The organism is Ruegeria sp. YTSA072 (assembly GCF_059610285.1).
The window spans coordinates 1-12,867 of sequence record NZ_JBXWNI010000022.1; the positions used below are offsets into that span (position 1 = coordinate 1).

Consider the following 12,867-nt stretch of genomic DNA (forward strand, 5'->3'; position numbering starts at 1 on the left):
CGCCATGTCCTACGATCTCGCAGCTTCTTCAAGAAACCGAGGTTAATCAATAGGTTGACTTTAGGAATGGTGCCCGGGGGCGGAATCGAACCACCGACACGAGGATTTTCAATCCACTGCTCTACCCCTGAGCTACCCGGGCACGGGAACGGCGTTTGCCGTTGGGTGGAGGCCTTCTATGACTTGCTACAGGCAGTGTCCAGAGGCTTTTTCACATTTTTTCAATGTGGAGGTTGTTGCTCTGCTTCGGGATTGGAAACTTCTGTTTCAACATCCTCTTCCCGCTGCGATGGAACCGCGTAGGACCCGTTCAGCCACTTGGCCAGATCAATATCTGCACACCGTTTCGAACAGAATGGTCGAAACTCGGTTACAGACTTTTCTGCGCAGATCGGGCAGCTCATTTCAGCACTTCCGACAAGGGGATACGGCCGCGTTTGCGCTGTAGCTCGTAGTGGCCAAGAGGGGTCCAGCCTGCCAGCGTGGTTTCGACCGAATCTGCCTTCAACGCAGCGCGCAGAGAGGCCTCGAACCCACGGCGATCCTTTTTAGGCATTGGTGCTAGGTCCAGAGTGATTTGCCCCCCAAGACCACGAACGCGCAAGGCACGGGCAAGCCCCTTGGCACAGGCGAAATTGACCTTGGTTCCGGCTGCCATCGACGTGTCGGACCCGGTGTTGACATCCACAGCGACCAAGGCCCGGGTGGGCTGAATATATAGATGCCCGCCTCCGGGCAGTGGCTCGGAAATACCACGCGCCACGTCCAATGCATCCAATACGCCATGCGTTTCGAAACTGCCCGGCTGTGTCACGACCTCAGCTGGGTCAGTCCAGTCGCGCCAGGCCAGAACATGGGGTCCGTCACCCTCCAGCAGCAGCTCGGGCTCAGTTCCCGGATCGTTCAAAACCTGATCCGCATGGGCCAGCATCGCACCGATATCTTCGGCGATTTCAGCCGCACCTTCGCCCTCACAACAGGAACGCAGGATCAAGCCATGGCTGCTGCCCTCCATGCTCTCATGAGCGATTTCAAGAAGGCGGTCACGCTCATCTTCGTCGTGGATGGAACGTGAGATATTCAAACCGGGCGCATCAGGCGTGACGATCGCATAGCGGCTTTTGAACAGAACCCGATCGGTCACTGGCAGCGCCTTACCGGGTTCGGCATAGCCCGTCACCTGAACCAACATCAGTGCACCGGGTGCGAGCCCTTTGACCTGTCGTAGAAAGGCCGGACCGTCAGGTGTGGTCAGGAACATGCCGCCCTGCCCTTTGACCGGTCGGTCGGCACGGGCACGGTAAATCGTACCCGGCGCGGGCGCGTCAGCTGCAATCAGGAAATCGTCCAGCTGACCGTCGACCATAAGGGCGGCAGCTTCGCGGTTTTCGATGTGATCCAGAACGATGGTTCGACCCTTCATGACACCTCACGATACAGGGGATAGCCGATGCCTTGCAAAAGCGCGGCAGTCTCGGACAGGGGGAGCCCCACAATGCCGGTAAACGAACCGGAAATCCACGGGATGAAAGCCCCGGCGGGGCCTTGAATGGCGTAAGCGCCTGCTTTGCCCTGCCAGTCTCCGGTCGCCAGGTAGGCGTTGATTTCAACGTCTGACAGACGTTTGACCTTGACCTGAGACACAACATCACGTTGCAGAACGCGGGCCCCGCACCGTACGGCGACCGAGGTGATTACGCGGTGCCGTCGACCGGACAAAGCATGCAGAAACTCAGCCGCCTGGCCCGCGTCTTCCGGTTTTCCCAGAATACGGCGCCCCAGTGCGACCGTGGTGTCCGCGCAAAGAGTTACATCGTCGCCATCGGCCTGTACCGCCTGTACTTTTGCCCGCGTAATGCGATTGCAATAGGGCACCGGCAGCTCACCTTTCAGCGGCGTTTCATCAATGTCGGGTGCACGGATGGCATCGGGCTGCACGCCAAGCTGGGCCAACAGGTCCAGCCGCCTTGGGCTGCCCGATCCTAAGATAAACGCCATTGCGGCAGGCGTTACTTGAAGCGGTAGTTGATCCGACCCTTGGTCAGATCATAGGGGGTCATCTCGACCTGAACTTTGTCGCCGGCCAGAACACGGATGCGGTTCTTGCGCATCTTGCCTGCCGTATGTGCGATGATCTCATGGCCGTTTTCCAGCTCGACCCGAAACGTCGCATTAGGCAGGAGTTCCTTCACGACACCGGGAAATTCGAGCGTATCTTCCTTGGCCATGTTGTCTCCACATTTAAGTTGCACCCGCAGAATCTGCGGGGATGTGCGCTTAAATGAGCCTATTTTGGCCCTATTTCAAGGGCGGAATCACCTATAGGGCGGATATTGTGACCGAATCGACTCGGGGTGATTGCTCATCCCAATGAGTTCGGTTGAGGACATGGCCATCGGAACGCACACAGGCGATGGCCGACATGTCGACCTCAGCATAAGTCCAGCCGGGTTGGTTCAGGGTGCCTTCGGCCAGCACACCGGTCGCGGGAAAGCCCTTGTCCGGTGGACCAAATATACCGCCAGTGCCGGTGTTCATATCAACAGCTTCGGACCATTCATAAGCGCCAACCAAAGACGACATTACCGTAACGCATTGATTTTCCAATGCCCTGGACATCGCGCCGATACGCACCCGCCAATAGCCTGACAACGCCTCGGTGCAGGATGGGACAAGGATTAGGTCTGCCTCGCTGAGAGCACGTCCCAACAGCGGGAACTCACTATCGTAACAGATCAGCACCCCGATTTTGCCCAGCGCAGTATCGAACAGTTTCAGCGGGCCGCCAGGGGCAATATCCCACGACTCGCGTTCGAACCGGGTCATGATCTGTTTGTCCTGATGGTCCTGTTTGCCATCTGGCGCATAGAATGCAGCCCGGTTCACAGGTCGACCAGAGCCATCCACAACCGGGGCCGATGCGCCCAAAATGTACGTCTTGTACTCCTGCGCGAGGCGCCGGTGCAGATTTCGCACATCCGCCATCCGATCCGAGACCGCGTGGATCGACCGCTCCAGATCACCCGCCACCTCGGCCCCGTCGAGCGTAGACAGCTCCATCGCGCCATATTCAGGAAAAACCAGCAGGTCCGCCCCCTGCCCCGCGGCGTCTGAGACCCAGCGGTCCAGCTTGTCTTCATACTGCGCCCAGCTGTCGAGCCAATCGAGGTTATAGGCGGCAGTGGCGACTTTCATGGGCTATCCTTGCGGTCCAAACTCGGGCGAATTTAAGTGTGAGTTCGCGGTCTGTATAGCCCCATCCTGTCAACATGTGTATTGAATGAACAACTCCACTGTGGGCTCAGTGCCGACTTCTTTTTCAAGCGCAACATCCATCACAACGAGTGCATATGCGTCTTCCAGTTCAGCCATTGGGTTAACAACGGCACAGGGAACTGGCAAAATCTTGCGGGAGAATTGGCAAGCCCCTTTTCATTTTCGGTCAAATCATCGTAGAACCCCGTTAGTCTTCGAACCGGCAATGAAGCGTCTTGGAATACAGCACCTACAAAACAAATACGATTTGGCCGCGCCTGTCCGGCACCGCCCGAACCGCGATTGCGGTGGGTGTTTTTTGTCTTGTCTCCGCCTGCTCCGAGCGTCCAACCGATGCAGACCTCAATCCGGAACGTCAGTCAATGGCTTTGCGGGAGGTCGCGCAAAAGCAAGCCCGGGGGCAAAGGGTGTGGTGCGTTCCCTACGCACGGAACCTCAGCGGCATCCAAATTCGTGGCAACGCCAAGGATTGGTGGGGAAGGGCGCGCAGTACATTTGAACGCGGCAATGAACCAGCTGTCGGTGCTGTGATGTCGTTTCGGGCAACCCGCGGAATGCCCCTGGGTCATGTGGCTGTCGTGTCGGATATTGTCACGGACCGGGAAGTTATTGTGAATCACGCCAACTGGCACCGAAACAAGGTATCGTTGAAAATGGGCGTCAGGGACGTATCCAAACACAATGATTGGACCTTGGTCCGTGTTGAAACCCAACCGGGCCGGTATGGCAATTTCTACCCAGTGAACGGGTTTATCTATCCGAAAGATGACGGGTAGCTCAGTTTCTCTTCGCGTCCACCGCGAGGCATCGGAATGCGCCAAGAGCGTTTCCTGCTTCGGCCGTGAATCGCGGGCACTTACCGTTTGCGCGGGGATGCAGAACGTCGATATCGTCCACAGAGAACAGAAAACTATCTATAAAGCCCGCATCCAAAACTGCAGTCGCTTTGCTGTTTCGCCCTCTTCGCCAACATCCTTCCAAGAAAACTGCGCGATCACACCACGCAGCGGTTCGTATCCACGCGCGTGCCAGAAGGCATCCAGGGGGCGATAGTTTTCCGGTCGCATCGGGTGATCAACAGGGCGCTGCACGCTGCAAAAGGCGCATTTTCTGAAGCCCAGCTTGCGTGCGTGTTCCTCGCGAAGGTCAAAGAACTTATGGCCAATTCCCTGCCCTCGATAATCCGATAAAAGGACAGACTCGGCGCAATAGAAGACTTCGTTCAGATCCAGACCAGAGCCATCAAAGGCGGCAGCGAAATCATCAGCGTGGTCGGTCAGTGGGGCACCGGTCGAAGCGCCTATCAGGCGGTCTCTATCAAATGCCCCGACCACGATAGCCTTATCGCTGTCCCGGTAGGACTGAAGGTACTTCCGCTCGTACTTTATGTCGCCGTCATACAGATATGGCCACGCCCGAAACACCTGGATCCGCAAACGCGCCACATCGTCCAAGGCATCCGTCAGCGCCGCCCCGGTCAGGGAACGAACAGACGTGACCTCAGCCATTTGAAACCTGCTTGGTCCAGTCGGCAAGGTTGTAAAAGGTGGTGACGCGGGTGATCTTGCCATCCTTCAGGTCAAAGAACGATCCGGCCGGCAGGCGATAGGTCTGGCCATGCGCATCGGGCAGACCTTCGTCGGTTTCCAGGTAGGTGCCGTTCACGGTGAACTCGGCTGCGGCGCGAGTGCCGTTTTCGGCTTCGAACACCACGATGTCAGTCAAGTTTTCCCGATAGCAGCGGTTCATATGGGCACAGAAGGCTGCAAATTTTTCCTTGCCGGTGCGGATCTGGCCTTCGTTCACGTGATGCGCCACATCATCGGACAGGCAGGCCAGCATGCCGTCGACGTCACCGGCGTTGAAAGCGTCGAAATAGGTTTTGACGGTCTGGTTCATGGTCACTCCGTAGGTTCGCCCCAGCGACCTTTCAGATGCTGAATGATCTGGTCGCGGGTCTGTCGGTAGTGAATTAACTTGTCTGCGCGGCTTTCGCCCAGTCCGGTAGGGTCCATTATTGGCCAATAATCGACATCCAGGTGAAAAATGCGCGTCAATTCCAGCGCCTGGCGCTGACTTGCCGGCGACAATGCAACAATCAGGTCGAACGAGCTGAGGTCGTCGCCCCATTCCTGCATTTCATCAAACGAGCGTGACCGATGACGGGACAGTTCAACGCCGACTTCTTGGCAGACCGCGATGCAGAACCCGTCAATCTCAAGGTCATTTCGCACACCGGCGGATTGTACGTAGGTGCCAGTGCCGTAGAACTTTTTCATGAGCCCTTCGGCCATAGGGGACCGAACCGCGTTATGGTCGCAACAAAACAGGACCGACTGCGGCAAAGGCTTCACGCGTCAGCCCCCGAAATGCAGCACGCAGATCAGCGTGAACAAACGGCGTGCGGTATCGGTGTCGATGTCAGCCTTACCTTCAAGACGTTCTTGCAAAACGCGGCTGCCTTCGTTGTGGATGCCGCGACGAGCCATGTCGATGGTCTCGATCTGGCTGGGCGGCAGGGTCTTTACCGCGTTGAAATAGCTTTCGCATATCTGAAAGTAATCTTTGACCACCTGGCGAAACGGCCCCAGTGACAGATGAAACTCTGCCGCCTTTTCCTCGGCCTCTGTGGCGATGTCGAAGACCAGCCGTTTGTCGCGGATCGATAGCTGCACACGGTACGGTCCGTCGGGCACGACACGGTCATCGCGTACAGGCAGCGCAAAGCTGTTTTCTTCCAGTAGATCATAGATCGCAACCTTACGCTCCTGCTCGATTTCGGGGGTCGGCGGAGGCAGGTTTCGGTCATCTAGTTCGATGTACGAGATACGAGTCATAATGCGTGGTCCGTTCAGGTCGGGACAGACTTATCGCAATTAAAAATGATGAACAACGCAAGAGCAGATCAAATCGGATGCTCCGCAGGGTCGATTTGATGGTTTTTCAGAAGCTGATCGATCAGAGAGCCTTCATTGAAGCTCTTTACGCCTGAAAACATCCGACGGAACCATGATCCATAAAAGTGGATCGACATCTTGTCCTGCCACTCGAGAAAATCCAGCTTTGAGATATCTGGGTCGTTCCACAAAGCACGGAAGCGCGGCGGAATTGAATACAATTCGGTTCTCGGCGTTGCCATCGAATTCTCGTTGCTTCGAGAGACATAGTAATACAGCATTGGAGGCCCCAGGCTAAACAGGGGCAAACTCCAGTACGTGGATTTTCCAAAGATACGCAGGTAGGCTTGTTGCTGATCTTCCGGCCACCAGGGCGGAACAAGATCGCTTTCGAATGCAAATTCGCACATCTGCTTTAACGCTAGGCTTCCAGATGGAAAGGCCAGAACGCCATTCATCAACCGTTGTTTGTTACGGTTCCCTTGCGGGAACAGGTAGCCCTGGTTCGTCTCGAACGGTCTGTTCGCATAGGCATCGGCATCCACCCAGATATAGTCCGTATCCTGCATAAGTTTCAGGCGGAACAGATCCGCATGAACGGCAACGGATCGGGTGATCGGGTCGCGGTAAATCTCGGACGTATCAAATACTTCACGTGCGTCACGCGCCTCGATGTAATCCGGAATATCCTCGAGGTCGCCATAGTGGTAGACGATCGGCTTCTGGTCCACATCCGCGAAGGATTTCAGGCACAAATGCTCTAGAAAACTAAACCGTTTGCCGATCCAGAGTGTTGCCACGCGTTCCAAGTCTGGCTCCTTTGTGCCGGGTCGTCTTGCGGCTAGGGCGCCGCTGAACACCCATATGTTTCAAGCCCAATCCATGAAAACCAATACAGGTTCACAGCAGGTGTGACCCCATAGCCATAAACCTTCAGCCATTCAGACGCTTCAGTCGCGCCGTGACAGACAGCCCATGCGCCTCAAGGCTTTCGGATTGCGCCAGTTGCTCAGCTGCGGGTCCAATCGCACGCAGGGCTTCTGGTGTCATTTGGCTGAGCGTCGTGCGCTTGAGGAAATCCATCACACTGAGACCAGAGGAGAAGCGGGCCGAACGCGCTGTTGGCAGCACGTGATTGGGGCCACCGACATAATCGCCAATGGCCTCCGGTGTGTACTGGCCCAAGAAGATGGCCCCGGCGTGGACAGTCTTAGCGCTCAGCGCCACGGGATCCGTCACGCACAGCTCAAGGTGCTCGGGTGCGATGCGGTTCGACAGTGCCGCCGCCTCGTCCAGATCACGCACGGTGATGATCGCGCCGAAATCACGCCAACTGGCCCCCGCGATGGCGCGGCGCTGCAGGGTTTCCAGGCGTTTGTCGACAGCTTTGGCGACAGCTTGCCCAAATCCTGCGTCATCTGTAATCAGAATCGATTGCGCGCTTGCGTCATGTTCTGCTTGGCTAAGAAGGTCCAGTGCAATCCAGTCAGGATCGTTGTCCTTGTCGGCGATGACCAAAATCTCGGACGGACCGGCAATCATGTCGATGCCAACCTTCCCGAATACGCGGCGCTTGGCGGCGGCTACAAATGCGTTGCCCGGACCCGTGATCTTGTCGACCGCTGCAATTGTGTCGGTGCCATAGGCCAGTGCGGCAATCGCCTGTGCCCCGCCAATACGATAGATCGTGTCCACACCGGAAAGCTGCGCCGCCAGCAGGACCAACGGGTTCACTTGCCCGTCCGGTGTCGGCACGGCAATGGCGAGACGCTCAACCCCAGCGACCTTCGCGGGGATTGCGTTCATCAGCACGGAAGACGGGTACGATGCCAGCCCACCGGGCACGTAGAGACCGGCAGCCGACACAGCAGACCAGCGCCAACCCAGCGTTGCGCCCGACGAATCTGTCCACTCGTGATCCTCTGGCAACTGCTTTTCGTGATAGGATCTGATGCGCTCAGCGGCCAAATCCAAAGCAGCCCGATCTTCGGATGAGACCTGATCAACAGCCTCGGTGATCTGTTCAGCGCTGAAGGCCATTGTTTCGGGCGTCAGCTGCAGCCGGTCAAACTTGGCGGTCAGCTCGATCACCGCCGCATCGCCACGTTTCCGCACGTCATCGATAATCCCGGCGACAACGGCGTCCACATCCGGGCTGTCCTCACGCTTGGCGGACAATAGTGTTTTGAAGGCGGTCTCGAATTCAGACGACGTCGTGTCGAGGAAAACAGGCATGTTCTGGCACTCCGGAGCGTTTGATCGGGACATACCGCCCAGATGGGCCGGCCTCAACCCTCAGTCCTGTAGGTGCAGCGATTTGCGCATACTCAAACAGGACATGTCATTGCGCTGACTGCATCCTCCGGTGGTTTCCCAGCCGTGCCGCGCATAGAAACCCTGTGCCGTTTGGGTGGCTTCAAGCTGTCCCTCGGTACAACCAAAGGCGATAAGTTCCTGCTCAAGTGCCTTCAACAAAGCGCCGCCAATACCCCAACCAATGTGATCTGGATCGATATACAAAAGCGTGATTTCTCCGGCTTCGGTCAGCCCACCGGCTGCCGCAGGCTGCCCGTTATTCTCGGCAAGCCAGATTTGTGCGCCGTTCCTGATCCAGCCCCTGATCGTCGCCGGATCCTTGTTTGCGGTCCATTGTGCGATCACCTCAGGATCATCCTGATGGTCCGCCGTGCAAAGCTCGGTAATTGACCGGACCAGAACACGGCTCAGATCAAACACGTCAAAAACGGTCGCACGGCGCAGCACCAGACCCTGGGGGGGGCCGGTGAATGCCTGCGCTATGCCGCGCTTATTCCGGATGGTGCGGTGCCTGACCGGATGGGGCCTGATACGGCCGGGTCACGTCCTTGAGGGTGACATCCAGCGCCTCGACCGACAAGCGGATCGTACCGTCTCCCGCCAGTGTTAGCATGATCTGCCCGGCGCCATCTTCTCCGGCTTCGAAATCGATCGACAGCAGAGACATCACCATGTCCTTTTCGCTGCGGTCGACACCCTGACTGGCCACTGACAGGACCGAGTCGACAACCAAAACCGCCTGCACCCGTTCGAATGGCCGATCCCGGCGCGCGGCAGCGTCCTTGTCTTCCCAGCGGAAGCGATTCAGCAGTAAACCGAAGCGGCGTTCAGAGGGTCGCCACGTCATCTCGGTAATCGGGAAAACCGCGTCCTGCGCCAGGGTCGAGATCACCTGCAGGTCATCAGCATCCTCGGCCCCCAGATTCAGTGGGGCCTCACGTCCGTCTTCGAAACTTGCATCTGTCATTGGCCTTTGATCCGTTCAATCTTTGCGCCCACGCCTTCCAGCTTACGCACCACATGTTCATATCCGCGGTCCAGATGATAGACCCGACTGACTGTCGTTTCCCCTTCAGCCGCCATTCCGGCCAGAATCAACGAGACTGAGGCCCGCAAATCCGTCGCCATCACGGGCGCTCCCTTCAGACGTTCAACCCCGGTCACGGTCGCCGTACCACCGTGCACTTCAATATTCGCGCCCATGCGCACCAATTCGGGGGCATGCATGAAGCGGTTCTCAAAGATACGTTCTTCCAGAACCGAAGTTCCCTCGGCCGTGCACATCAGTGCCATCATCTGCGCCTGCAGGTCGGTCGGAAAGCCGGGGAATGGCTCGGTCACCACATCCACGGCGCTGACACGACCGTTCTTGCGGACAACCTTCAGGCCATTTTGAGTTTCTTCGACATGCACGCCTGCCGCATCCAGCTTGGCCGCAAAGGATTCGACCAAAGCCATACGACCTCCCAACAGCTCAACCTCGCCGCCGCACATCGCAGGGGCCAGCATATAGGTGCCCAATTCAATCCGGTCGGTCACCACCTGATGTGTTGCACCATGCAGCCGATCTACGCCCTGAATCTCGATTGTCGAGGTCCCCTCACCCGAAATCTGTGCACCCATCTTGCGCAGACATTCTACCAGATCGACGATCTCAGGCTCTCGTGCAGCGTTCTTCAGAACGGTCGTGCCTTTGGCCAGCGTCGCAGCCATGACGATGTTCTCGGTCGCGCCCACCGAGGCAAAGCGCATTTCATGCACCGCGCCTTTCAACCCTCCGGGGGCTTTGGCGTGCAAGTAACCGTCTTTCAGTTCAATTTCCGCGCCCAGCGCTTCAAGTCCTTCGACGTGCAGATCCATCGGACGCGCGCCGATGGCACACCCACCGGGCAGCGACACGACGGCCTGCCCGAAACGCGCCAGCAACGGACCCAGCACCAGATTGGACGCCCGCATCTTGCGCACGATCTCATAATCCGCGGTCTGACTGGTCAGGTCATGGCTGGACATCGCCAGCACCTGCCCATCCTGCAGAGAGGACACTTCGGCCCCCAGCGATTGCAACAGCGCAGTCATTGTCTTGATGTCACTCAGCCGTGGCGCATTGGTCAACGTCAGCGGTTCTTCGCTGAGCAACGTTGCGGGCATCAGCGTCAGACATGCGTTCTTGGCCCCCGCAATCGGTATCTGACCGTTCAGCGGCCCGTTGCCCGTTACCAAAATCGAATCCATCTGCTCTTATCCCTCGTCCTTGCCGGCCTTGTCTCCGGAAGCCGCTCGCGCCTTGGCCTGCGCCTTGCGCCGCGCCATATTTGCCTTGAGCGCGGCCTTAAGCCGTTCTTCGCGCGCGTCCCCGGATTTACCGTCTTTTTTAGGTGAATTTTTGTCTGCCATTGTCTTTCTCTACAGGAGACGAAAAAAACCGTCCAGACACCCTTGCGCCGCGTTTCGTTTGAGTCTAATCACCCGCCCACAGCGCTGCTGTAGCTCAGAGGTAGAGCACTCCCTTGGTAAGGGAGAGGTCGAGAGTTCAATTCTCTCCAGCAGCACCATCCAATCACCCTTGTTTTTATGGTTGCCCTTGTATCTAAGGGTGCAACGCCGCCTTGTCTGGTACATGGAGGTGGTACATTGAAGCGAGTGAAGATGATGCCGAACCCTGTCTTGCGAGATAACGGGACCTATTACCTGTGGGTTGCGGCCCCAGCAGACGTAGCCACCGAAGCAAAAGGAACGAAGATAACAATCCCAATTGGTGAAACCATGACCACGACTAAGGTCAACACTCACGCCAAGGCTTCATTGAGGACAAAGGATTTGAAGGAGGCGCGGCGACGCTTCCCTGCCGCTTTAGCTGCCGTCGACGCTCACTGGGATAGCCTGAGAAATGGCCCGATTGAACTCAGCCACAAGCAAGCTCTGGCACTCGCTGGAGAAGTAAAAGACGACTTCATTCGCATACTGGACGAAAACCCCGGTGAAAATGAGATGTGGTCAAGCGTTCTAAAGCGAAACCAACTTGCACTTACCGGGAGAACGAACGAGCTACAGGTTGATGATCCTACGATGGAGCAAGCTACCTTGGAGGCTCGTTTCGGCGCTTTCGCAAATGCTATTCTGCGTAGACACCATTTACGAGTTACCGAGGTTTCTCGGCTCAAGCTGATCGGTCACCTGTTCACCGCAATGAACGAGGCCGCTCAGGTCAATAAAGCGAAAGCACTCGGCGACTATTCTGTCAACGAGAAGCCAAACAAGTACCCTAAATTCGTTGCTCCTCAGAAATCCTCAACTGAAATGAAGAGCGAGACCGGCCATAGGACCCTCACTGAAGTTCTCGACAAAAGGATAGAGGACAAAGCGAAGGGAAAGGATGCCGTGCCTGTCAAAAAAGGCATGGAAGACAAATTACGGGCTGTGATCCGAGAGTTCAGAGGGTTTAGGGGTACCGAAGATGTCGGCTCTATTACCACAGAAGAAGTTGAGCTTTGGAAACAAGCCATGCTTGGCGAAGCGAAGCTAAGCAACAATACAATCGCCCAGCGAATACAAAACCTAAGGACTTTGGTTCAATATGGACGCAAGCAGTCTTTCGGAAAGCTATTTCCCGATGGCAACCCTGTGGATTTAATAGAACGGCCAGAAGCGATTGCAGTTCCAAGTTCAGAGCGCACGTTCAGGCTCGATGAAGCTCGTAAGGTGCTACGTGCTACCCGCACCAAATCACTCAGTGATGAGACACGTTGGCTTCCATGGCTTTGCGCCTACAGCGGTGCAAGGATAAACGAGCCAGCACAGCTACTCGCAGAAGACATTTTTGAAGTTGGAGGGCGCTGGTTCATGCGACTAACCACGATGGGGGGAAGATCACTAAAGAACCAACACAGCGAGCGACAAGTCCCTCTGCATGACGATGTGTTGAGTGAGGGATTTTTGGAGTTTGTTGCTGCAAAGGTCGACGCTTCCAATGGCAACAGGACCTGCCGTCTATTCGCTCCCACAAGCCAGTCTAAAGTACGAGATTGGGTAAGGCGCACCCTTCAGATCACTCGTAAAGAGCTACGGCCAAACCACGGCTGGCGTCACTTGTTCGAAGACATGGCGATGGCAGCAAAGATGCAAGACAGCGCCCGCAATTATATCACAGGGCGAGCGAGAGGAACTTCAGACGAAGCCTATGGAAAGAGCGAAGCGATGCTGCCCGGCTTGGCTGAGCAGATGGCGCTGATCCCAAGCTATCTCGAAGCCGACAACGAAAGCTGAAAAAGTGTCCAGTATTTCAGGTCGCCGAGCGATAAGAATTATATTTAAAATCAGCACCTTAGAAATAGGTTCCACCATTGATAAATGCCGCCGCTACCCTATAGCTATGCTAACG

17 protein-coding genes and 2 tRNA genes are annotated in these 12,867 nt (G+C 56.5%); 3 read left to right on the forward strand and 16 right to left on the reverse strand.

The genetic code is table 11. From position 1 onward, the window contains the following. Positions 1–67 precede the first annotated feature (67 nt). The 6 genes from AC2FIB_RS21405 to AC2FIB_RS21430 form a co-directional block, all read right to left on the reverse strand. Positions 68–142: transfer RNA gene (locus tag AC2FIB_RS21405), tRNA-Phe, on the reverse strand. 79 nt (positions 143–221) lie between these two features. Next, complete coding sequence (locus AC2FIB_RS21410; RefSeq protein WP_496735269.1) at positions 222–404, reverse strand: DNA gyrase inhibitor YacG; 183 nt, start codon at positions 402–404, stop codon at positions 222–224. Continuing rightward, positions 401–1,423 carry a ribonuclease E/G gene (locus tag AC2FIB_RS21415; protein ID WP_496735267.1) on the reverse strand — a complete coding sequence of 341 codons (1,023 nt, stop codon included), beginning with the start codon at positions 1,421–1,423 and terminating at the stop codon, positions 401–403. Before AC2FIB_RS21415 ends, AC2FIB_RS21410 begins: the two co-directional genes overlap by 4 nt. After that, entirely contained in the window at positions 1,420–1,998 is a 579-nt protein-coding gene (locus AC2FIB_RS21420; protein WP_496735266.1) for a Maf family protein, read from the reverse strand. The genes AC2FIB_RS21415 and AC2FIB_RS21420 overlap by 4 nt, the downstream gene beginning before the upstream one ends. 11 nt (positions 1,999–2,009) lie before the next feature. Then, the gene (gene infA, locus AC2FIB_RS21425) at positions 2,010–2,228 is read right to left on the reverse strand and encodes a translation initiation factor IF-1 (protein ID WP_005978431.1); all 219 of its coding nucleotides are present in this window, start codon (positions 2,226–2,228) and stop codon (positions 2,010–2,012) included. 91 nt (positions 2,229–2,319) lie between these two features. Continuing rightward, on the reverse strand, positions 2,320–3,195 hold the full coding sequence (locus tag AC2FIB_RS21430; protein WP_496842692.1) for a carbon-nitrogen hydrolase family protein: 876 nt from the start codon (positions 3,193–3,195) through the stop codon (positions 2,320–2,322). A gap of 443 nt (positions 3,196–3,638) precedes the next feature. Here AC2FIB_RS21430 and AC2FIB_RS21435 point away from each other — a divergent pair, with 443 nt between their 5' ends. Next, complete coding sequence (locus AC2FIB_RS21435) at positions 3,639–4,052, forward strand: CHAP domain-containing protein (protein ID WP_496735263.1); 414 nt, start codon at positions 3,639–3,641, stop codon at positions 4,050–4,052. Positions 4,053–4,190: 138 nt separating this feature from the next. Here the strand turns inward: AC2FIB_RS21435 and AC2FIB_RS21440 are convergent, their stop codons facing one another. The 10 genes from AC2FIB_RS21440 to AC2FIB_RS21485 all read right to left on the reverse strand — a co-directional run bounded on the left by AC2FIB_RS21440 (position 4,191) and on the right by AC2FIB_RS21485 (position 10,883). Next, positions 4,191–4,784 (reverse strand): GNAT family N-acetyltransferase, encoded by a 594-nt coding sequence (locus tag AC2FIB_RS21440; protein WP_496735262.1) that lies wholly within the window; start codon positions 4,782–4,784, stop codon positions 4,191–4,193. After that, positions 4,777–5,175, reverse strand: coding sequence for a ketosteroid isomerase-related protein (locus tag AC2FIB_RS21445; protein WP_496735260.1), 399 nt, complete (start codon positions 5,173–5,175; stop codon positions 4,777–4,779). Before AC2FIB_RS21445 ends, AC2FIB_RS21440 begins: the two co-directional genes overlap by 8 nt. A 2-nt stretch (positions 5,176–5,177) precedes the next feature. Further along, positions 5,178–5,630: an arsenate-mycothiol transferase ArsC gene (locus tag AC2FIB_RS21450; protein WP_058275393.1), complete on the reverse strand. Its 453-nt coding sequence runs from the start codon at positions 5,628–5,630 to the stop codon at positions 5,178–5,180. 3 nt (positions 5,631–5,633) lie between these two features. Next, entirely contained in the window at positions 5,634–6,113 is a 480-nt protein-coding gene (locus AC2FIB_RS21455) for a UPF0262 family protein (RefSeq protein ID WP_108862096.1), read from the reverse strand. A 68-nt stretch (positions 6,114–6,181) separates the two neighbouring features. Beyond that, on the reverse strand, positions 6,182–6,982 hold the full coding sequence (locus tag AC2FIB_RS21460) for a hypothetical protein (protein ID WP_496735258.1): 801 nt from the start codon (positions 6,980–6,982) through the stop codon (positions 6,182–6,184). Between the two features lie 124 nt (positions 6,983–7,106). Then, entirely contained in the window at positions 7,107–8,408 is a 1,302-nt protein-coding gene (gene hisD / locus AC2FIB_RS21465; protein WP_496842693.1) for a histidinol dehydrogenase, read from the reverse strand. Between the two features lie 60 nt (positions 8,409–8,468). Further along, positions 8,469–8,936 (reverse strand): GNAT family N-acetyltransferase, encoded by a 468-nt coding sequence (locus AC2FIB_RS21470; RefSeq protein WP_496842694.1) that lies wholly within the window; start codon positions 8,934–8,936, stop codon positions 8,469–8,471. A gap of 43 nt (positions 8,937–8,979) precedes the next feature. Next, on the reverse strand, positions 8,980–9,456 hold the full coding sequence (locus tag AC2FIB_RS21475; protein ID WP_496735253.1) for a DUF2948 family protein: 477 nt from the start codon (positions 9,454–9,456) through the stop codon (positions 8,980–8,982). Further along, positions 9,453–10,721, reverse strand: coding sequence for a UDP-N-acetylglucosamine 1-carboxyvinyltransferase (murA, locus tag AC2FIB_RS21480; RefSeq protein ID WP_496735251.1), 1,269 nt, complete (start codon positions 10,719–10,721; stop codon positions 9,453–9,455). The genes AC2FIB_RS21475 and murA overlap by 4 nt, the downstream gene beginning before the upstream one ends. 6 nt (positions 10,722–10,727) lie before the next feature. After that, the gene (locus AC2FIB_RS21485) at positions 10,728–10,883 is read right to left on the reverse strand and encodes a hypothetical protein (protein WP_496725483.1); all 156 of its coding nucleotides are present in this window, start codon (positions 10,881–10,883) and stop codon (positions 10,728–10,730) included. Between the two features lie 83 nt (positions 10,884–10,966). Between AC2FIB_RS21485 and AC2FIB_RS21490 the strand changes: the two genes are divergently transcribed. Together AC2FIB_RS21490 and AC2FIB_RS21495 are read left to right on the forward strand one after the other, a co-directional pair. After that, a tRNA-Thr gene (locus AC2FIB_RS21490) sits at positions 10,967–11,041 on the forward strand. A gap of 79 nt (positions 11,042–11,120) precedes the next feature. Then, positions 11,121–12,752 (forward strand): hypothetical protein, encoded by a 1,632-nt coding sequence (locus AC2FIB_RS21495; RefSeq protein ID WP_496842695.1) that lies wholly within the window; start codon positions 11,121–11,123, stop codon positions 12,750–12,752. Positions 12,753–12,867 lie beyond the last annotated feature (115 nt).